Source organism: Arthrobacter sp. Y3221160, from assembly GCF_059092585.1.
Genome location: NZ_JBNHHU010000001.1, coordinates 2,516,133 through 2,534,921 on the forward strand (window position 1 = coordinate 2,516,133; position 18,789 = coordinate 2,534,921).

Sequence of the window (18,789 nt, forward strand, 5' to 3'; positions counted from 1 at the left end):
AGAACCCGACGCGGTTGCACGTGTTGAAGGCCTAGCGGAAGTGGCCGATATTATTGCCCAAGGTTTGAAAGACCGCATCAAGGTTCCCGCATCTCCGCTACGGATAAAGCGACGAAACTCCTCGGTTACCGTAAGTGTCATGCCCGAGGTATTGGCGGACGACGTTGAACAGTTGAGATGGCAGCCGTATGGGCAGGCGCGTGACGCCTTTAAGGACCGCCTGCTGAGCCGCTGCGCGACGGCTATTGGACTGCGAACGGGTCAGGCAATAGGTCGCAACGTTGATCCGGCGTCTGTTGATGCTGCCGTTGATCGGGTATGGCCGCGGCTCAGTAGCGCTCAGTTCATTCGAGAGCTTCTCGGGTCTAAGCAGCGTCTGCGTAGTGCTGCGGGCGCCCACCTCAGCAGCGAGCAGGTCGAGCTGTTGTACAGAAGCGCCGCGCAGAAGATGTCGGATGAGTCTTGGACGATAGCAGACCTTGCTCTGATCGACGAAGCGGAAGAGCACATGTCAGGCGGTTCTGACAATGTGGGGACATATAGTCGTTGACGAGGCTCAAGACCTTACTCCGATGCAACTGTTCGCCCTCCGCCGCAGGTCCAGGGACGGGCCATGACGCTGGTCGGTGACGTGGCCCAATCGGCTGGGCCGTTCGCCCGTGAGAACTGGGACGAGGTAGCGGAAGCGCTGAAATCTAGGCTCCCGGTAGCGGTTGAAGAGCTTCGTCACGGATACCGTGTGCCGAAAGAAGTTTTCGATGTTGCCGGGCGGTTGTTGCCCTTGGCTGCGCCCGGGTTGCGCACACCGACCGTCGTGCGCAAGGCTAACGCCGCTCCGGAGTTGTTCGACGTGACTCGGCAGCAGCTGTCGATCGAGGTTGCCAAAATGGCCAGCCATCACCGCTCAAAAGGCAGATTCGTCGGCGTTGTCGCTCCGAAGGCGCTATGGGAGGAGATTCAAGAGGCATTCGGTGTACAGGAAGTTGTATGGAGCGATTCAAGCGCTGGCCAGCTGGGGAGCTCTATCAACTTGGTTACACCCGAAGATTCCAAGGGGCTGGCATTCGACTCTGTCATCGTCGTGGATCCACAGTCGATCCTTGATCAGGACAACGGAATCAGACTTCTCTACATAGCGCTCACAAGAACGACATCGCGGCTGGATATCTTGAGCCCGGCAGGGGACATCCCTCAGGTCATAAAGGACGGGTTTCCGAAGGCGACCGTCATTGACAATCCAGAGCCTGAGCGCTCGCCCGCTATGATAGATTCTCCCGCTCCTCGAGAAGGAAGTGCTGCAGAACGGGGGAGTCACCCTCACGTTCCCCCGCTTTCGGGCAAAGACCAGTGGTACCAACTCCCGAGCACCTCGTGATTCCTTGTCCGGAGTCGAAAGTGCTCTTGTTCAGAAGAGTGCTGAGCACCTGTTGGAGATCATCATCAATTTTTACGGTCGAGATATGCGGCGGCCGATAGCCGAGGAGATTCTGAAGCAGTTGGCGGTATTAGAACCCACTCGTCCGCAGGAACTGGATCAGGATGAGACCAGCCGCCCATGACACCTGCCGGTGCTTTCCCGAATCTCGCGTGTCTTTCTGACACAGGTGGCGCTGGCAACCAGAATTAGTGTGGCACTTGCGGACGCGGCGCTATGCTTCCGCTTCCCGCGTAGACAGTGACATACCATCGCGATAACTGATGCTGAAAACACCGGTTGGTGTTCGAGCATGCCGTGGGTCAGCGCGCATAGTCATAGAGTGTGTATAAACTTTGCCAATTCATGAGAAAGTTTGACATATGACGGTAGAAACTACGTTAGAAGCACATGAGCTGTCTCTGAACTCCGTGTTTGACGACGACTATCAATTCACAATCCCGGATTATCAGCGCCCATACTCTTGGACACGGGATCAGGCGGGTCAGCTTCTGGACGATTTGGTCTCTGCATTCCGAGAGAATTCCGAAACCAGCCTCTCCTCTGTTGAACCCTATTTCCTTGGTTCGCTCGTACTCGTCAAGCGCAAGGGCATACCCCAAGCTGACGTAATAGACGGTCAGCAGCGCCTTACCACTCTTACTATCCTCTTCGCAGTCCTGGCCGAACTCGCTCAGGTTCAACAGGTCAAGGACGCATATTTCGCTCGGATCCAACAGCCCGGGGATATTCTTGCGGGAGTGAAGCCGGAACCACGTATGCGGCTTCGGAGCCGTGATAATGACTTCTTCACTAAGTTCGTCCAAACTGAAGGCGGGATTGCGAGTCTGCTAGCACTCGCAGATCATGACCCGTCCATCGCGGAGGGGAGCGTTGCGAGACGGATCAGAGATAACGCTGCTCTGTTCCACAGCGAACTGTCTCAGTTGACAGACGAGGGTCGTACACTCCTCGGCAGTTGGATAATCACACGTACGTTCTTGGTCGTCGTGAGCACGTCGACTGAGGATAGCGCACACCGCGTCTTCAGCGTCATGAACTCCCGGGGGCTGCAGCTCTCGCCCGCAGATATCTTCAAAGCCAGAGTTATTGGCGGCATTTCCGCGTCGAAACGAGCGGACTATTCTGCGAAATGGGAAGACGCTGAGGAAGAGTTAGGCACTGAGGCCTTCGGTGAGCTGTTCCTGCACTTGCGCTCGATCTTTCTGCAAGAGCGGGCCAAACAATCTCTTCTTCGCGAATTTCAGGAAGTCCTAGACGGCCAGTTCGCGGACCAACCGGAACTCTTTATCGATGATGTCCTCCTGCCATACGCGGATGCGTTCGTGGTGGTGCAGAACGCGGCATTCGCCGGGACCAGCTACGCGGTGGACATCAACCAAAAGCTCCGCCAGTTATTGAGATTGGGCAACCGTGACTGGATTCCGGCAGCGCTCTGGGCCCTGTGCGACCCAAGCTTCTCCGAGTTCGAACTCAAGCAGTTTTTCAGTCACTTGGAGCGGCTCGCGGCGTCGATGCTCCTTCGCCGGTTGTACGCCACGCCGCGTGCCCTGAGACACATGGACCTCCTCAAGCAGCTCGCCGCAGGCCGCAAGAATGACTCCCCTGCGTTGCACCTATCTATGGCAGAAATCGAAAAGAGTCGTCTGGAGCTGGACGGCGAAGTGTACCGAAATGGTGCTCTAGTCAAGTACGTGCTGATGCGGCTCGATGAGGAGTTAGCTCAAGCAAGCGGGGTCGACTACGAGCACCGTCTCGTGTCAGTCGAGCACGTCCTGCCACAGAGAGTGAAGCCAGGCAGCGTGTGGTCCCAAACTTTTAGTGAGGAAGAACAGCGGCATTGGGTGCACCGCCTCGGGAACCTGCTTCTCTTGAGCAGCGCTAAGAACTCCCAAGCGCAGAACTTCGACTTCGTCGAAAAGAAGGCGAAGTATTTCCAGTCTTCGAAGGGAGTGACCAACTTCGCGGTCACCACTCAGGTGTTGGGCGAAGCGGCATGGACACCGGATACTGTCGCCAAGCGGCACGAAAAACTGAAAGCCATTCTTGAAAACGTTTGGCGACTAGACGCCGCGGAAGTGCCGCGAGTTCCTCATATCGGTGGCGAGGAAGTGCTCGAACTATTTGGCGCCGGCGGAGTCCATGCCGTCGGGACGCACGGGGAGAATGGAAACTTCATTGTTCACACCGCAAGGATAAGAAAAGCTGAAGGGTCTTCCATGCGTCCGGCCATGACGGAACTGCGCAAGAGGCTGCTCGTTGAAGGCGACTTGCAAGATAGCGGCGATTTTTTGGTCTTGACAGCGGCCCAAGAGTTCAGGTCCACTTCAGCGGCCGCTATGTTCGTGCTTGGGCGCTCTGCATCCGGGCCTCTAGTCTGGAAGTCCGGTCACAAGCTTTAGATCCCCACAAGTCCTAATTCGCTGAAACCGTTGGGATTAATTCTGGTTGGTGAAAAATCGCAGCGAGTTTCCTTGCAGCGGTGATGGAAGTATCTCCGCGATAGTTGTTATGGTGAGCATCTTTCGCCGTAGCGAACGCCTAGCCGCATGCCTCACGTCTTAGGAAATTCGCCGCGCGTAGTCTTCCTTGACGACCTCGAGGTGAAGCCAGGAATCGGTGCGGCTGACGGCGGGGAGGCTGCGGATTTCTTCGAGTTGGGCGAGGAGGTCGCGGGGGGACAGGGCGGCGAGGGTGGCGATGGCGTCGAAGCGGCCGACGGTTTGGGCGACGAACTCCACGTGGGATGAGCTGCGCAGGAGTTCGAGGACGGCGTCGTTGTCCCCGGAGAGATTGAGGCCGACGCCCATGGAGAGCTGGCGGCCGCCGGCGCCGCGGGATTCCACAGCGCTGATCCGGATGATCCGGGCGTCCAGCAGCCGCTGCACCCTGCTGCGCACGGCGGTGGGGGTAAGTCCCACGGCGGCGGCGAGGTCCCGGTAGCTGGTCCGGCCGTCCTGCTGCAGGATCTCGATGAGCTGGGTGTCCACCAGATCGATGGTCACCTCGCCGGCGTACTGCGAGATGAAGAGGCCCTTGACCACCCGGGTGTAGACCAGCGTGTCGATGTAGGCGACGTTAGGGTGCTCGCGCAGCTGCGTGAGCACAGCGTGCAGTTCGTCGTGCGTGGCGACGCGGATCTCGGCAATCAGGTCGTGCGTGCCGCCGACCGCGGAGACCAGCACGGCCTCCGACCATTCCGCCAGCCGCTGGGCAATATGCCGCACCGGCCCGGACGCCACCACCGAGACATGCGCGATCACGTGCTGCCCCAGGAACGCCGGGTCCACCGCCGCCACCACCCGGACGGTGTGGCTGTCCAGCAGCTCCCGCAGCCGGGCCGAGACCGTGGCCCGCGGCAGACCGAGCTCGCGTGCCAGTTCCTGGTAGCTGGCCCGGCCCTCCTTCTGGAGGGCGCGGACGAGTTTTGTGTCGATCATTTCGGTGTGGTCCGCCAAAGTTTCCTTAACCTCCCAAGTGAGCGCCGCCGTCGTCAATTATCCAGTGATGCGGCGCACAAGCAAGCCCTTCCGCAGAAACATGCGCGGGAACCTGAACAGAAGTGAACTAGAGGGTCCGTAACGCGAGATTTGTGCTCTTGTTGGATTGTGATTTAGGCCCTACAGTCGCAGAGATCACAACGGCACTCATGCCCACACCTTAAGGTGGAAGACCATGTCTCATACATCAGCAGCCCGGCCGCAGTTCAGCCACGCCCGGGCCCGCCGCGCCGGATTCGCGGCGTTCGTCGGCACCGCCATTGAGTGGTACGACTTCTACATCTACGCCACGGCCGCGGCCCTGGTGTTCGGCCCGCTCTTCTTCCCGGAAGCGGACCGGATGACCGGCATCGCCGCGGCCTTCGCCACCTACGCGGTCGGGTTCTTCATGCGCCCGCTGGGCGGCATCATCTTCGGCCACATCGGCGACAAGTTCGGCCGGCGCCCCTCGCTGGTGATCACGCTGCTGATCATGGGCCTGTCCACCGTGTTTGTGGGCCTGCTGCCCACACACGAGAACATCGGCGCCTGGGCCGCCGTCCTGCTGGTGCTGCTGCGTGCGCTGCAGGGCCTGGCCGTGGGCGGCGAGTGGGGCGGCGCCGTCCTGATGGCCGTGGAGCACGCGCCGGAGAAGCACAAGACCTTCTACGGTGGCTTCGCGCAGCTGGGCAACCCGGCCGGCGCGCTGGGCGCCACCCTGATCTTCGCCTACCTGTCCGGGATCAGTGACACGTTCCTGGTGGACGGCGGCTGGCGCATCCCGTTCCTGCTCTCCGTGGTGCTGATCGGTGTGGGCTTCTGGGTCCGCTACCGGGTGGAGGAATCCCCGGTCTTCGAGGAGAAGGTCGAAGGCAAGGTCCAGTCCCTGCCGCTGAAGCACGCGCTGGTCACCAACTGGAAGCCGATCCTCATCGGCATCGGCCTGCTGCCCATCTCCACCGGCGGCTACTACCTGGCCACCACGTTCGCCACCGCGTACGGCACCGACCCGTCGGTGGGCCTGGACGAAACCATGATCCTCAACGCGCTGTCCGTGGCGGCCCTGGTCGAGCTCATCTGCACCCTGGGCGTCGCCTGGCTGGGCGACCGGTGGGGCCGCAAGCGGGTCATGTTCGTCGGCCTGGTGGGCTCGATCGTGCTCATCGTCCCGCAGTTCCTGCTGATGTCCACCGGACCGGAGTGGCTGATCTTCCTGGCCTTCGCCGCGATGCGCCTGGTCATGACCGCCACCTACGCGCCGACCGCGACCATCCTGTCCCAGCTGTTCCGGGCACAGGCCCGCTACACCAGCATCTCGCTGGCCTACGGCATGGCCAACGCCATCTGGGCGGCCCTCTCCCCGCTGACCGCGACCTACCTGTACGGGGCCACGGGCAGCATCTGGCCCGTCCTGATCATGTTCGCCGCCATGGGCGTGCTGAGCATCGTCTGCCTGGCGATCGCTCCGCAGCACCGCGACGAAGACGAATACGACGACGCCGACTTAGCCGAAGGCGCCGACGCAGCACGCACGAACAACAGCAACACCAACCTGGAGGCCTTCCGGTGAGGAAACTCAAGACATTCGACGCTCCCGCGACCAGCTTCATCCCGCAGCTGATCACGGCCGCCACCATCCACACCATGGATGAGGAGCGCCCGACGGCGGAGGCCATGCTCGTGCACGACGGCCGCCTGCTCGCCGTGGGCACCGAGGCACAGTGCCGCGCCGCCGCCGTCGGCCTCGGCCTGCCGGACCCGAAGGTACACAACGCCGGCGGCGCGACGATCGTGCCGGGCTTCATCGACGCGCACGCGCACCCGCTGATGTACGGGCAGCTGAAGACCTGGGTGGACTGCGGGCCGGAACGCGCCGGCAGCATCCCGGAGATCGTGGCGCTGCTGAAGGAACGGGCGGCCGAGACCCCCAACGGCCTGCCCGTGCGCGGCTTCGGCTACGAGCACACCAACCTGGCGGAGGGCCGCCACCCCACCCGGCAGGAGCTCGACGAGGTCGCCACCGACCGCGAGGTGTACCTGATGAACGCCTCCGGACACGGCGGCGTGGTGAACTCCTACACGTTCGAACTGCACGGCGTCACCAAGGACACCCCCAACCCGGCCGGCGGCGAGTTCTTCCGCGACGCCTCCGGGGAGCTGACCGGCGAGCTCTCCGACGCGGCCTGCAACATCCTCACCGGGCTCGAGGGCGTGAAGATCGGCCACCACGGCCCGAACTTCCACCTCGCCGACGCCCCCGAGGAGCACCTGCGCCAGCTGCAGATCGCCCAGGAGAACTTCCTGGCCGGCGGCGTCACCACAATCGGCGACGCCCAGGTGTCCCGCCGCGAGTTCGACATGTACCTGCGCATGGCCGAGGAAAACCAGCTCAAGGTCCGGGTCAGCATGTACCTGCTTTCGCACCTGCTGGACGAGGCCGCCGAGATGGGCCTGCACGGCCAGTTCGGCAACGCGCGGCTCAGCTTCGCCGGCTTCAAGTTCTACGCCGACGGTACCCTGGGCGGCTGGACCGCGTACTTCCCGGACGGCTACGTCGGGGACCCCTGCCGCACCGGCCAGCTCTACCACGACCCGGCCGACTACGCCGCGCTGATCTCCAAGGCGCACCGGCTGGGCCTGCAGACCGCCACCCACGCGCAGTCCCCGACGGCGCTGGAGATGGTCATCTCCGCCATCGAGGCCGCGCAGGCGGAACGTCCCGACACCGATGCCCGGCACCGGATTGAACACTGCGGGCTGCCCACGCTGGAGCAGATCGACCGGATGGCCGCCGCGGGCATCCACCCGGTGAACCAGCCGCAGCACTACTACAACTGGGGCGAGGGCGTGAAGGAAGCCGTCGGCACCCCGGGCGAGCGGTTCAACCCGCTGGGCGAGTTCGCGGCGGCCGGCGTTACGGTGACCATCAGCTCCGACGCCCCCGTCGCCGAGCCCCGGCCGCTGGAAGCCATCCAGGCAGCCACCAACCGGATCACCCGCTCCGGCGTCCGGCTCGGTTCGGACTCGCTGCTCATCACGGCGCGCCAGGCGCTGGCGGCGCACACGATCAACGCCGCCTATACACTGGGCCGCGAGGACGATCTGGGGTCGCTGACCGCGGGCAAGCGGGCCGACTTCGTCGTCCTCGCCGCCGACCCGCTGGCCGTGGACGCCGCCGAGATCTCCCAGATCCCGGTCCTGGAGACCTGGGTGGACGGCATCCAGCGCTTCACCGCCGACCGCCCTGCCCGACTCAACGCGGAGGTCCAGCATGTCTGAGCACAACCCGACGGCAACCCCCACGGTCGCGCTGCCCGAGGGGGTCGTCGCCGATAACGCCGGCCTGGCCGTCATGACGGTCCTGCGGAACTACGGCATCGACACCATCTTCGGCATCCCGGGCACGCACAACCTGGAGTTCTACCGCCACCTGGCCCCGCTGGGCATCCGCCCGGTGACCACGCGGCACGAACAGGGCGCCGGCTACGCCGCCGACGGCTGGGCACAGCAGACCGGCCTGCCCGGCGTCGTGATTACGACGTCGGGGCCCGGCCTGCTCAATGCGCTCTCCGCCGCGGGCACCGCCTATTGCGAGTCCCGTCCGCTGATCATCCTGTCGCCGGGCGTGCCCGAGGGCGAGGAGTTCGCCGACATCGGCTCGCTGCACGAGACGAAGGACGCCACGGCCGCCGTCGGGGCGATCGTCGAGTGGTCGCGCCGCGTCACCTCCGCCACGGAGGCGGTGCAGGGCATCCACGACGCCTTCGAACTCTTCCGCTCCTCCCGGCCCCGCCCGGTGCACATCGAGATCCCGCTCAATGTGCTCGAGGGTCCCTCGGACGCGCCGGAGGACCTGCTCCGCGCCGCCGAGGCTCCGGCGCCGCGGGCCGCCGAGGCCGCCGCCGTCGAGGCAGCCGTGGCCGCCCTGCGTTCCGCGCAGCGTCCGGTCATCCTGGCCGGCGGCGGTTCGCTGCGCGCCGGCAAGGACCTGCTGGCTCTCGCCGAGGCGCTGCAGGCCCCGGTCCTGACCACGCTCAACGGCAAGGGCGCCATCCCCGAGTCGCACCCGCTGGCGCTCGGCTCCGACATCCGCCTCGACCCCGCGCAGCGGTTGTGCGAGGGCGCCGATGTGCTGCTGGTCATCGGCTCCAAGATCGGCGAGGCGGAACTCTGGTTCAATGCGCTGCAGCCGCGCGGCACCGTGGTCCGGGTGGACATCCTGGAAACGCAGCTGAACAAGAACGTGTCGGCGAACATTGGGCTGGTGGGTGACAGCGCCGCCGTCGTGCCCCAGCTGCTGGCCGGGCTCGAGGGACATGAGCCCGTCCCGGCCCCCGACCTTGCGCCGCTGCGCACCGAACTGCGGGACGAGGCCCGGGCGCTGTCCCCGGAGTTCGCCGCGCTGGCTGAACAGGTGGCGGCCGCCGTGCCAGCGTCGACCATCATCGGCGGCGACTCCTCCCAGGCCACGTACCTGGGCACGGCGAGCTTCGTGCCGCAGGACCGGCCGCATTCGCTGCTCTACACCCCGGCCTACGCCACGCTCGGGTACGGGCTGCCGGCTTCGATCGGCGCCCGCATCGGTGCGCCGGACCGTCCGGTGGTCTGCGTGGTGGGCGACGGCGCGCTGATGTTCGCGGTGCAGGAACTCGTCACCGCCGTCGAACAGCGGCTGGACCTGGTGGTGGTGTGCGCCGACAACGGCGGCTACGGCGAGATCCGGCAGAACGAGCTGGACCGCGGCATCGAGCCCGTGGGCGTGGAGCTCGTGCAGCCCGACTGGGCCGCGCTGGCCACCGCCTTCGGCGGCACCGGCCGGCGAATCCACGACGCCGCCGAGCTGGCCCCGGCCATCCGCCAGGCCCTGGCCGACGGCGGAGTCCAGCTCATCCACGTGCCCGCGCAGCTTTTCGCGCAGGAGGAGCAGGCATGACGGCGCGGGTCCTGATCACCGACGCCGAGGACCTCGACTACTCGATAGCCGTGGAGCTGCTGGCCGAGGCCGGCATCGAGGCGCGCTACCTCAACACCCGGGACCGCGGCGCCATCCTCGACGCCGCGCAGGGCTGCGAGGGGATCATCCTCGGCTACGCGACCCTGGACGCCGACATGATCGCCGCGATGCCGGACCTGAAGGTCGTGGCCACCATGTCCGCCGGCTTCGACATGGTGGACCTGGAGGCGGCGGCCGCCCGGAACATCACCGTGTGCAACGTGCCCTCGGTGGCCACCCGCGACGTGGCCACCCACGCGTTCGCCGGCATGCTCTCGCTCATCCGCGAGCTGCCGCGCTCCCAGGTGGCCACCCGGCGCGGGGACTGGACGGGGGAGGGGGTCCCGGTGCCGCCGCGGATCAGCGAACTGACCCTGGGACTCGTCGGGTTCGGGCGCATCGCCCAGTATCTGGCGGGCCTGGCGGCCCCGGTCTTCGGGTCCGTCATCGCCTACGACCCGTTCGTGCCCGACGAGGCCTGGCCGGCCGAAGTGCGCCGGGGCGAGCTCGCCGAGGTCCTGGCGGCGTCGAATGTGGTCAGCCTGCACACCCCGCTCACGGAGGAAACCCGGAACCTGCTCGACGCCGACAACCTCGCCGTCCTGCCGGCGGGCAGCTACGTGGTGAACGTGTCGCGCGGCGCCCTCGTCGACGAACAGGCGCTCTGCGCAGCCTTGGACTCCGGTCACATCGCCGGGGCCATGCTGGACGTGCTGACTGAGGAACCGGCCCCGGCCGACCATCCGCTGGTCGTCCACCCGTCGGCGATCGTCACGCCCCACGCGGCGTACCGCAGCAACGTGTCGCTGCGCGAATACGTGGCGCTGCCGGCCCGGAACATCATCGCCTGCCTGCAGGGCCGGCAGCCGGAGACCCCGATCGCAGCGGCTGCCCCGTCCCTCGCTCCGGCGGCCGGTTAGGCCCAAGCACGCTAGCTACAACCGGACGGCGCCCGGTCTGCATCGGCAGGCCGGGCGCCGCTTGCGATGACCTTGGCGGAAGGACGCGGCGGTGGCTCGTTGCGGCGCGTCCCCTGACAGCAGCCACTAGTGCAGCCAGTCATTCGGGCCGTGCGACACCCGACCGCTGCGTCGGTGGCACGGCCAAGGAGCTCGTCTGGTGCCTCTACCGCCCGCCGACGTCCCCTGCGGCCGAGCGCGTGAGAAGACGGTGCCGCTGGTCGGCGTCCGTGGCCAGGTCGATGCCGGTCCATGCCATGGCGAGGGCGCCGTCGCGCACTGCGTTATCTCCCGCCCGGGATACGGCACGGTCCGCAAATTCGGCGCTATGAATAGGCGGGCAATCGCCGCCGAGTCCGATCATGGGATGGATTGTCGGGTAGCGCTGCGATACGTTGCCCATGTCCGTCGACCCGCCCAAGACAGTGGTCTCGCCCGGATTTCGGCCAAGCATTCTGGCATTGGCGCGGTAGAGATCGGCCAAGGCATCATCGGTCTCCAGGCTGGCGAAGTCGTGACCTACCTGGTCGATCGTCAGCCGACTCCCTGTTGCCACCGCACCTGCCTCGAGGCATCGGTGCAAAACCTTTGTTACCTGTTGCAGGGATTCCATCGACTCGGCACGGCCATCCATTCGCCCGTAGCGGTGTCCGGGATGACATTCGGCGCCGAACCGGCGTTAATAACGTAGCCGTGGATTTGTTGGGTCGGCTGAAGCTGCTGTCGGGCGAGGCCTATGGCCGTGAGGGCGACGGTGATGGCATCGAGCGCGTTGACGCCGTCGTAGGGCGCCGCAGAGGCGTGGGCGCTTCGTCCGCTGAACGTAGCCATGTACCCGGAGCACGCATACGGTCGCATGCCCAGCTCGTCCTGTCCGTACGGATGAACCATCATGGCGGCATGGGTACCGTCGAAGTCGCCCTGCTTCAGCATGATGATCTTGCCACCCACGGTCTCTTCAGCGGGCGTTCCGAGCAGTCGGACGGTGATGCCGAGCTCGTCCGCCAGCGGCGCCAACGCCATGAACGCTCCCAGTGCTGCCGCTGCGATGATGTTGTGTCCGCAGGCGTGGCCGATGCCGGGCAACGCATCGTACTCGGCGCAGATGGTGAGAACGAGCTCTCCCGCGCCCGCTTCAGCCCGGACAGCTGTCGGTAGGTCGCCCAGACCATGCAGCACGCGTGCCTGGGCGATCGCTTCCAGCTCGTCAACCAGCCAGGCCGAGGCCTTTGTTTCTTCGAGGCCGAGCTCCGGGTTCCCGTGCAGCCGATGACTGAAGTCGACGATCCGTTCCAGCCCTTGGTTGATTGTCGACTCGGCACGCCTTTTGAAGGTTTGAACCGTGGTCATGCGGACGCTCCTCACAGGCACTCCCGGATGGCGATACCTAAGCGGCGAATTGCCTCGCGCAGCCGTTCCGGTGTCTCGAACGAAAACGCTATGCGCAACTGGTTGTCACCCGACCCGTCCGAATAGAAGGCGCTGCCCGGAACAAAAACAACTTGGTGCGCGACTGCCCGGTGCATGACCTCCTCGCCGGAAATGCCGTGCGGCAGGGTTACCCACGTGAAGAAACCACCGGCAGGCACCGTCCAGTTCGTGCCAGCGGGCATGAAATCGGCCAAAGCTTCCATCGCGGCGGCGCACCGGTCGCGGTAGAGACCCACCGCGTTGTCCAGGTTTTGTCGCCAATCAGTCCGTGTCAGGTACTCCCCGACGAGCATTTGGCTGAGGACCGAGGGGCAGATGGTGGTCGCTTCTGAAGCCAGCTGCAACTGTCGGCGCACGTCGTCAGGTACGACTGCCCATCCCAGGCGAATCCCCGGCGAGAAGATTTTCGAAAAGGACCCAAGGTAGAACACGTTGTCCGGATCCAATTGATGGAGGCTTGGCAGGTGCCGGCCATCGAAGCTCAGCATGCCATAGGGATTGTCCTCAATGATGGCGATGCCGGCCTCCCTGCAGATGCGCACCACCTCGGCCCGGCGGTCGGCGGCGAGGGTGACTCCCGAGGGGTTGTGGAAGTTGGGGATCGTGTATAGCAACTTAATGCGCTTGTCCTCGAGCGTGAGCTCACCGATCTTCCGCTCCAGCTCGGCAGGGATCAAACCGTCGCTGTCCATGGGCACGTGCGCTACCGATGCTTGGAGACCGTCGAAGACGCTGATGGCGCCCACGTAGGTGGGCCCCTCCGCCAGGACCACATCGCCGGGATCGCAGAACAGTTTGACCAGTAGTTCAAGCGCCATCTGGGATCCTGCGGTGATTTGCACATTCGCTGGATCCGCAGGGTTGCCTTCGGCCTGCATGACCAAACAAACCAGCTGCTGGAGTTCCTCGGTGCCCCCGCCTCCGCCGTACTGGAGGGCCTGCAGTCCCTGAGTGCGAAGCAGCTCTGCTGCCGAGTCCGCGATCCCAGCCAGGGGCAGGACGCTCAGGTCCGGATTGCCGCCTGCCAGCGAGATCATCCCCGGTTGCATCGAGAGGTCGAAGACCTCGCGCACCGGTGACGGCTTATAGCCGGAGGCACGAGCAGCGAAGAGGGCCGACACCCCGGTTGCAGACGTAAAGGAACTGGTAGTCATGAATCTCCTCGTTTCGCTGGCTTTGATCTTTCGGGAAATCGGTAGTGGCGCGCTGGTCAGCCCCTGGTAGAAGCTGCTGTCTCCCAGCTGGAGGTATCAACCCCGAGCTCGGATGAGGCGAAGCGGTAGAGGAGCCTGCGCATATTTTCGGGGCTGCTGCCGTAGGTTCCGTTGACAGTCTGGACAGCGAGGCCGTCGACAACGGCGAGCAGGAGTTGCGCCGTGTCCTCGGGCTCGTGCACCGGTTTGATGCTGCCTTCGGCTGCTGCCTCCTCCAAGACGTCCAAGAAGAACTTCCGCCACAGCTCAAGAAGCGTATTGACTTCCCGCCGCATGACCGGGTCCTTATGCGATGCCGCATACAGCTCGAGCCAGAATCCCCACGCGTCGGCGAACGATTTGTCGCCTTCAACCGAGAAGGTCAACAGATCCCGAATTTTCGCCAAGGCGTTGGTTCCGTGCGCGGCAATTTCGCGCCACTCCTCCTCGGATTCGCGGATTCTGTGATCGATGGCCGCCAGGATGAGGCGGTCCCTTGTGCGGAAGTAATGCTGGATCATACCGATGCTGAAGCCCGAGGCTTCGGAAACCGCCGCAAAGGAACAGCCGTCCACGCCACAGGAGGAAATGATGGCAGCCGTGTGATTGACGATGGCGAGTCGGCGTTCTGCAATCTCTTCCTCTGTTACAGCATGCTTCTTTCTGGATCCGGCCACTGGTGCACTCCTCTTGCCTGTACTTCTACTGGTCCCGTCCGCAGCACGCGGGTTTCGAACAACCCTTGACAGTGATCTGTGTCACTTCAATAATAAGTGCAACATATTGAAGTTATCAACACTGTTCGATTGATTCCGCCGATGGAAGGCACACCATGAATACGATCTACAGGAATTCCTGCCTAGCGGTAGCCGCGCTCTCGCTCCTGGCCGGCGTCACCGGCTGCACCAACACCGAGAGCACAGCAACAACCGAGGGCGAAGGCTCGAGCGCAACTGCGGGACCCGCCTTGGGGGAGGGCGGGCAGGAGATAGCTCAAGCGGTGCAGGAAGATGCTGCCGTCAGCGCATTGGTCCCGCAGGACCTTAAAGACCGGGGGACCATGGACCTGGTCACCGACCCGACCTATGCCCCAATCGACTTCACTGATGACGAGGGCAACATCGTCGGCCTCGAACCGGACATGGCCCTGGCCGTTGCCAAGAAGATGGGGCTGGACATCACCATCAACAAGGGCGACTTCAACGGAATTCTCGCCGGCATCCAGGCAGGCCGGTACGACGCATCATGGGCTGCCTTTTCCATTACGCCGGAGCGGCAAGAGCTGGTCACCATGGTGAGTTACATGCAAAGCGGCACGTCTGTCATGGTCAAGAAAGACAACCCCGACGACGTAACGGGCGTCCTGGACCTCTGCGGGAAGACGATAGCCGCCCAAACGGGCACCACGCAGGCGCTCGACGTCTTGCCGGCCTTCCAAGCGGAATGCAAGAGCAGCGGTAAAGAAAAGATCACCGAGCTGGTGCTGCCGCAACAGGACAACGTGAACCAGGCAGTGGCCACCGGCCGCGCCGCCGCAATGGCGGCCGACGTTGCCTTGGTTGCCTACTACTCCCAGTTGCAGCCAGACGTTTTCATGGCCGTCGAAGACATTCTCGTCGAACCGGCGCTGGCAGGAGTCGTAGTCAACCAGAAGGACAAGGAACTGGCCGATGCCTTCAAGGCCGCCATCGACTCGTTGATTGCCGACGGCACCTACGCCGAAATCCTCGACGCGTGGAACCTGGGCAACACAGCGGTGGAAAGGTCCGAAATCAACCCCTCCTAGTGATCCGGACGTACAAGAAAGGCCAGGTCTAAAGGCCCATGAGCACGGAACGAACAAAGAAGCATCCGGTAGATGCCTCCCCGGGGCCGGCGGTGGACTATCTCGCACTCAGCGGCAGGCCCGTGCTGCGGCGGAAGCGCCCGGGCCAGCTGGTGGCAATCATCGTCGTCGGACTCTGTCTGCTCATCGCCGCCATAACGCTGGTTACTAACCAGGGCTTCGGATGGGACGTGGTAGCGCGTTACTTCTTCGACACGCGCATCCTCAGCGGGCTGGCGACTACACTGCAGCTGACCTTCATCGCCATGCTTATCGGCTTCGTCGTCGGTTTGCTCGTGGCGGTCATGCGGATGAGCGACAACTGGCTGATTGCCGGTGTCGCCGGGGCCTACGTCTGGTTCTTCCGCGGTACCCCTCTGCTGGTCCAACTGCTGTTCTGGGGCTTCGCCGCGGCGATCTTTCCAACCATCGGCATCGGGATCCCGTTTATTGGCCCGAATTTTGTCGAATGGGACACCAACGACGTCATCTCGCTCATGACCGCGGCCATCCTCGGCCTCGGCCTCAATGAAGGCGCCTACATGGCGGAGATCGTCCGCGCCGGGCTGCTCAGCGTACCCGCGGGCCAGACCGAGGCCAGCCGATCCATGGGCTTCAGCAAAATGGCCACGCTCTGGTACGTCGTCATCCCGCAGGCCATGAAGGTCATCATCCCGCCGGTCGGAAACAACGTGATCTCGATGCTCAAAACCACGTCGCTGGTCATCGTTATCGGCGTGGGCGATCTGCTGTACAACACCCAGCAGATTTATGCCCAGAACCTGCGCCAGATCCCCCTGCTGATCGTCGCCAGCATCTGGTACCTCCTGCTGACAACCATCTTGTCCTACTTCCAAGGCAAGCTGGAAAAGCGCTATTCCAAAGGCAATTCCCTCGTTACCGGAAAGGCGGCCCGCTGATGGCGACAGTCGAATTCCTCAATGTGCACAAGAGCTTCGGTGACGTGGAGGTGCTCAAGGGAATCAACCTCAAGGTCCAGCCGCAGCAGGTGGTCTGCCTGATCGGGCCATCAGGTTCCGGCAAGTCCACCCTCCTGCGGTGCGTCAATCATTTGGAGATGACCAATGCGGGCGCCATCCTGGTCGACGGCCGCATGATCGGCTACGACGTCAAAGGCGATCAACTGGTGGAAGCGCGACAGGCCGAGATCGACAAACGCCGTTCCAAGATCGGCATGGTGTTCCAAAACTTCAACCTCTTCGGCCACATGACTGCCCTCGAAAACGTCATGCACGGGCCGCTGAAACTCCTCAAGACCCCGAGGGCCCAAGCCGAGGCCAAAGCCCGCGATCTGCTGGGCAAGGTAGGTTTGGCGGACAAAGCCGGCAACTTCCCATCCCAGCTTTCCGGCGGCCAGCAACAGCGCGTAGCCATAGCCCGTGCCCTTTCCATGGACCCGGACGTCATGCTTTTCGACGAACCTACCTCCGCATTGGATCCCGAGCTCGTGGGAGAAGTGCTGGAGGTTATGAAGAAACTGGCGCGAGCCGGCATGACCATGATCGTAGTGACCCATGAGATGGGCTTTGCGCGTGAAGTGGCCGACGTCGTCGCTTTCATGGACAACGGCGTCATCGTGGAGATGGGACCGCCCGATGACGTGCTGCAGCATCCACAGCATGAACGGACGCGCAGCTTCCTGGCCCGCGTCTCCTAACCGGGCTCTCCTCTAGGACAGCCGGGCTCACCACTCCGACTGCGTGGACAACGTCGCCGTGCCCAAGCCGGGGCAGGGCGTGCCTGCTCACACCCTGGCTGAGCACCGCCGTCGTCCTCCCTCAATAACTTGCGCCACCCGAAAGGAACACCAGTGAGCACCACCCAGGAAACCACCGCGGCAGCCGTCCCGGCAGCCCTCGCCGCCGAATCCAAGGCAACGGCCCGGGCGTGGATCGAGGCCAACCTGGACCGGCTGTCCGAATGGCACCGGCACATTTGGGAGCTCGCGGAGCCGGCCTGGCGCGAATACCGCTCCGCTGCCTGGTACGTGGAGCGGCTGCGGGCCGAGGGCTTCGAGGTGGAAGAGGGCAGCGGCGGGATGCCCACCGCGTTCAAGGCCGAGTGGACGCAGGGGAGCGGCGGCCCGGTGCTGCTGACCTACGCCGAGTATGACGCCGTGCCGGGCAACTGCCAGGCCGCGTCCACCGAGAAAACCCCGCGCGACGGGCTGAGCGCCTTCGCGCCCGGCCACACCGACCCGCACTCGGCGCTGGGCATCTCCACGCTGGCCGGTCTGCTCGGCACCAAGCACGCCATGGAGGTGCACGGCATTGCCGGCACCCTGCGCTATACCGGCGAACCGGCCGAGAAGGTGCAGGGCTCCAAGGTGGTGCACGGACTGCGCGGCTACTACGACGGCGTGGACGCGATTGTCAGCTTTCACCCGTTCTACATGCTGCCGCTGTGCAACACCGCCCGCTGGGACACCCAGTGCGGCTCCTATTACTCCAAGGTCTACTCGTTCGTCTGCGACGAGCCGGAGACCTGGCAGCTCTCGGCCAATCCGAACTCGCCGATCCCGGCGTCGCACTCGGCGGCCCGCGCCCCGGGCGCGAACGTGGCGCTGATGCAGATGTACACCAGTTCGCGGGTGATGCGGGACGCCATGCTGCCCAGCTTCGGCGGCTGGAGCCTGTCGGACGCGATCCTCGGCTCCGGGCAGGCGACGGCGGACAACCTGCCGGCGCGGATTGCGCAGATCCAGTACTCCTGGCGCTGCGCCACGCTGGAGATGGCCGAGCACGTCCTGGCCGTGCTGGACCGCAACGCCGAGCATGCCGCGGCGATGGCGCACTGCCGGGCGGAGACCACCTGGGTGGCCCGCAACCGCCCCGGGATCACCAACCACGCGCTGGCGCAGGCGCTGTACAGCAACCTCGAGGAGGTCGGCGCTCCTGTGTATGGCGACGACGCCGTGGCCGCCGCCCGGCAGATCCAGTCCGGGCTGGGTATCGAGCCGATGGAGAAGCCGTTCCTCGACGAGTGCGAATCACTGATCTCCCCGCAGGACGCCGAGGAAGCGCTGCGCGAGCACCTGGCCCCGTGGCAGAAGAACTGGACCAGCGACGACTACGTGGAGATGACGCACTACGCGCCGACCGTACGGTTCTACATCTCCCGGCCCGCGTTGAAGCCGGCCGCCGGCAAGGGCGCCTACCCCGGTTGGGTGATGAACGCGCTCGGCGGCATCCCCGCCGCGATCGACCCCACCATTGAGGTGGCCGGCAAGACTATCGCCGGCACCTTCGTGGACATGCTGACCGACCCGGCACTGCTGGCCGCGGCCAGCGAGGAGTTCAAGCAGCGCAAGGCCGAGGACCCCACCGAAGCCCTGCTGCCCGCCGACTTCATGCCGCCGACCGGCCTCGCCTGGCCCGACTACGCCCCGGCCGAAGGTACCGGTTTCGGTGCTGGTGCCGGCGAGCGGGTCTGGCACCCACAGTCGCTTTGAGC

General features: G+C 64.4%; 16 protein-coding genes. 11 read left to right on the plus strand and 5 right to left on the minus strand.

Going from position 1 to position 18,789, the window contains the following annotated elements:
• Nucleotides 1-40 precede the first annotated feature (40 nt).
• From AC5RWG_RS11740 to AC5RWG_RS11750, 3 genes are all read left to right on the plus strand, one after another.
• Nucleotides 41-550, plus strand: a complete 510-nt coding sequence (locus tag AC5RWG_RS11740; RefSeq protein ID WP_494166992.1) for a hypothetical protein — start codon at nucleotides 41-43, stop codon at nucleotides 548-550.
• A gap of 63 nt (nucleotides 551-613) precedes the next feature.
• Entirely contained in the window at nucleotides 614-1,375 is a 762-nt protein-coding gene (locus AC5RWG_RS11745) for a hypothetical protein (protein ID WP_494166993.1), read from the plus strand.
• Between the two features lie 422 nt (nucleotides 1,376-1,797).
• A complete protein-coding gene (locus tag AC5RWG_RS11750) occupies nucleotides 1,798-3,837 on the plus strand; it encodes a DUF4357 domain-containing protein (protein ID WP_494166994.1) in 2,040 nt (679 codons plus the stop codon).
• A 159-nt stretch (nucleotides 3,838-3,996) separates the two neighbouring features.
• Here AC5RWG_RS11750 and AC5RWG_RS11755 read toward each other — a convergent pair whose 3' ends face one another.
• Complete coding sequence (locus tag AC5RWG_RS11755; protein WP_494166995.1) at nucleotides 3,997-4,893, minus strand: Lrp/AsnC family transcriptional regulator; 897 nt, start codon at nucleotides 4,891-4,893, stop codon at nucleotides 3,997-3,999.
• Nucleotides 4,894-5,110: 217 nt separating this feature from the next.
• On the opposite strand from AC5RWG_RS11755, the gene AC5RWG_RS11760 reads away from it, so the two are divergent.
• The 4 genes from AC5RWG_RS11760 to AC5RWG_RS11775 are packed head-to-tail and all read left to right on the plus strand — an operon-like array spanning nucleotide 5,111 to nucleotide 10,827.
• A complete protein-coding gene (locus AC5RWG_RS11760; RefSeq protein WP_494166996.1) occupies nucleotides 5,111-6,484 on the plus strand; it encodes an MFS transporter in 1,374 nt (457 codons plus the stop codon).
• On the plus strand, nucleotides 6,481-8,193 hold the full coding sequence (locus AC5RWG_RS11765; RefSeq protein ID WP_494166997.1) for an amidohydrolase: 1,713 nt from the start codon (nucleotides 6,481-6,483) through the stop codon (nucleotides 8,191-8,193). Before AC5RWG_RS11760 ends, AC5RWG_RS11765 begins: the two co-directional genes overlap by 4 nt.
• Entirely contained in the window at nucleotides 8,186-9,847 is a 1,662-nt protein-coding gene (locus AC5RWG_RS11770; protein WP_494166998.1) for a thiamine pyrophosphate-binding protein, read from the plus strand. The genes AC5RWG_RS11765 and AC5RWG_RS11770 overlap by 8 nt, the downstream gene beginning before the upstream one ends.
• Entirely contained in the window at nucleotides 9,844-10,827 is a 984-nt protein-coding gene (locus AC5RWG_RS11775) for a C-terminal binding protein (RefSeq protein WP_494166999.1), read from the plus strand. The genes AC5RWG_RS11770 and AC5RWG_RS11775 overlap by 4 nt, the downstream gene beginning before the upstream one ends.
• Before the next feature lie 205 nt (nucleotides 10,828-11,032).
• Here AC5RWG_RS11775 and AC5RWG_RS11780 read toward each other — a convergent pair whose 3' ends face one another.
• From AC5RWG_RS11780 to AC5RWG_RS11795, 4 genes are read right to left on the minus strand one after another with little or no spacing between them, the layout of a single operon-like run.
• Nucleotides 11,033-11,422, minus strand: coding sequence for a hypothetical protein (locus AC5RWG_RS11780; RefSeq protein ID WP_494167000.1), 390 nt, complete (start codon nucleotides 11,420-11,422; stop codon nucleotides 11,033-11,035).
• Between the two features lie 35 nt (nucleotides 11,423-11,457).
• A complete protein-coding gene (locus tag AC5RWG_RS11785; RefSeq protein ID WP_494167001.1) occupies nucleotides 11,458-12,216 on the minus strand; it encodes a M20/M25/M40 family metallo-hydrolase in 759 nt (252 codons plus the stop codon).
• 11 nt (nucleotides 12,217-12,227) lie between these two features.
• Nucleotides 12,228-13,451, minus strand: coding sequence for an aminotransferase-like domain-containing protein (locus AC5RWG_RS11790; protein ID WP_494167002.1), 1,224 nt, complete (start codon nucleotides 13,449-13,451; stop codon nucleotides 12,228-12,230).
• 56 nt (nucleotides 13,452-13,507) lie between these two features.
• Nucleotides 13,508-14,167, minus strand: a complete 660-nt coding sequence (locus AC5RWG_RS11795; protein WP_494024483.1) for a TetR/AcrR family transcriptional regulator — start codon at nucleotides 14,165-14,167, stop codon at nucleotides 13,508-13,510.
• 155 nt (nucleotides 14,168-14,322) lie between these two features.
• Between AC5RWG_RS11795 and AC5RWG_RS11800 the strand changes: the two genes are divergently transcribed.
• The 4 genes from AC5RWG_RS11800 to AC5RWG_RS11815 all read left to right on the plus strand — a co-directional run bounded on the left by AC5RWG_RS11800 (nucleotide 14,323) and on the right by AC5RWG_RS11815 (nucleotide 18,787).
• The gene (locus AC5RWG_RS11800) at nucleotides 14,323-15,276 is read left to right on the plus strand and encodes an ABC transporter substrate-binding protein (protein WP_494167003.1); all 954 of its coding nucleotides are present in this window, start codon (nucleotides 14,323-14,325) and stop codon (nucleotides 15,274-15,276) included.
• 38 nt (nucleotides 15,277-15,314) lie between these two features.
• The gene (locus tag AC5RWG_RS11805) at nucleotides 15,315-16,235 is read left to right on the plus strand and encodes an amino acid ABC transporter permease (RefSeq protein WP_494167004.1); all 921 of its coding nucleotides are present in this window, start codon (nucleotides 15,315-15,317) and stop codon (nucleotides 16,233-16,235) included.
• The gene (locus tag AC5RWG_RS11810; RefSeq protein WP_494024482.1) at nucleotides 16,235-16,993 is read left to right on the plus strand and encodes an amino acid ABC transporter ATP-binding protein; all 759 of its coding nucleotides are present in this window, start codon (nucleotides 16,235-16,237) and stop codon (nucleotides 16,991-16,993) included. Before AC5RWG_RS11805 ends, AC5RWG_RS11810 begins: the two co-directional genes overlap by 1 nt.
• A 153-nt stretch (nucleotides 16,994-17,146) precedes the next feature.
• Nucleotides 17,147-18,787 carry a zinc-binding metallopeptidase family protein gene (locus tag AC5RWG_RS11815; RefSeq protein ID WP_494167005.1) on the plus strand — a complete coding sequence of 547 codons (1,641 nt, stop codon included), beginning with the start codon at nucleotides 17,147-17,149 and terminating at the stop codon, nucleotides 18,785-18,787.
• Nucleotides 18,788-18,789 lie beyond the last annotated feature (2 nt).

Excerpts from the sequence above, each read along its gene's own strand:
- AC5RWG_RS11775 (WP_494166999.1), top strand. The coding sequence starts at position 9,844 with ATGACGGCGCGGGTCCTGATCACCGACGCCGAGGACCTCGACTACTCG.
- AC5RWG_RS11785 (WP_494167001.1), bottom strand. The coding sequence starts at position 12,216 with ATGACCACGGTTCAAACCTTCAAAAGGCGTGCCGAGTCGACAATCAAC.
- AC5RWG_RS11750 (WP_494166994.1), top strand. The coding sequence starts at position 1,798 with ATGACGGTAGAAACTACGTTAGAAGCACATGAGCTGTCTCTGAACTCC.
- AC5RWG_RS11760 (WP_494166996.1), top strand. The coding sequence starts at position 5,111 with ATGTCTCATACATCAGCAGCCCGGCCGCAGTTCAGCCACGCCCGGGCC.
- AC5RWG_RS11790 (WP_494167002.1), bottom strand. The coding sequence starts at position 13,451 with ATGACTACCAGTTCCTTTACGTCTGCAACCGGGGTGTCGGCCCTCTTC.
- AC5RWG_RS11745 (WP_494166993.1), top strand. The coding sequence starts at position 614 with ATGACGCTGGTCGGTGACGTGGCCCAATCGGCTGGGCCGTTCGCCCGT.
- AC5RWG_RS11810 (WP_494024482.1), top strand. The coding sequence starts at position 16,235 with ATGGCGACAGTCGAATTCCTCAATGTGCACAAGAGCTTCGGTGACGTG.
- AC5RWG_RS11805 (WP_494167004.1), top strand. The coding sequence starts at position 15,315 with ATGAGCACGGAACGAACAAAGAAGCATCCGGTAGATGCCTCCCCGGGG.
- AC5RWG_RS11800 (WP_494167003.1), top strand. The coding sequence starts at position 14,323 with ATGAATACGATCTACAGGAATTCCTGCCTAGCGGTAGCCGCGCTCTCG.
- AC5RWG_RS11770 (WP_494166998.1), top strand. The coding sequence starts at position 8,186 with ATGTCTGAGCACAACCCGACGGCAACCCCCACGGTCGCGCTGCCCGAG.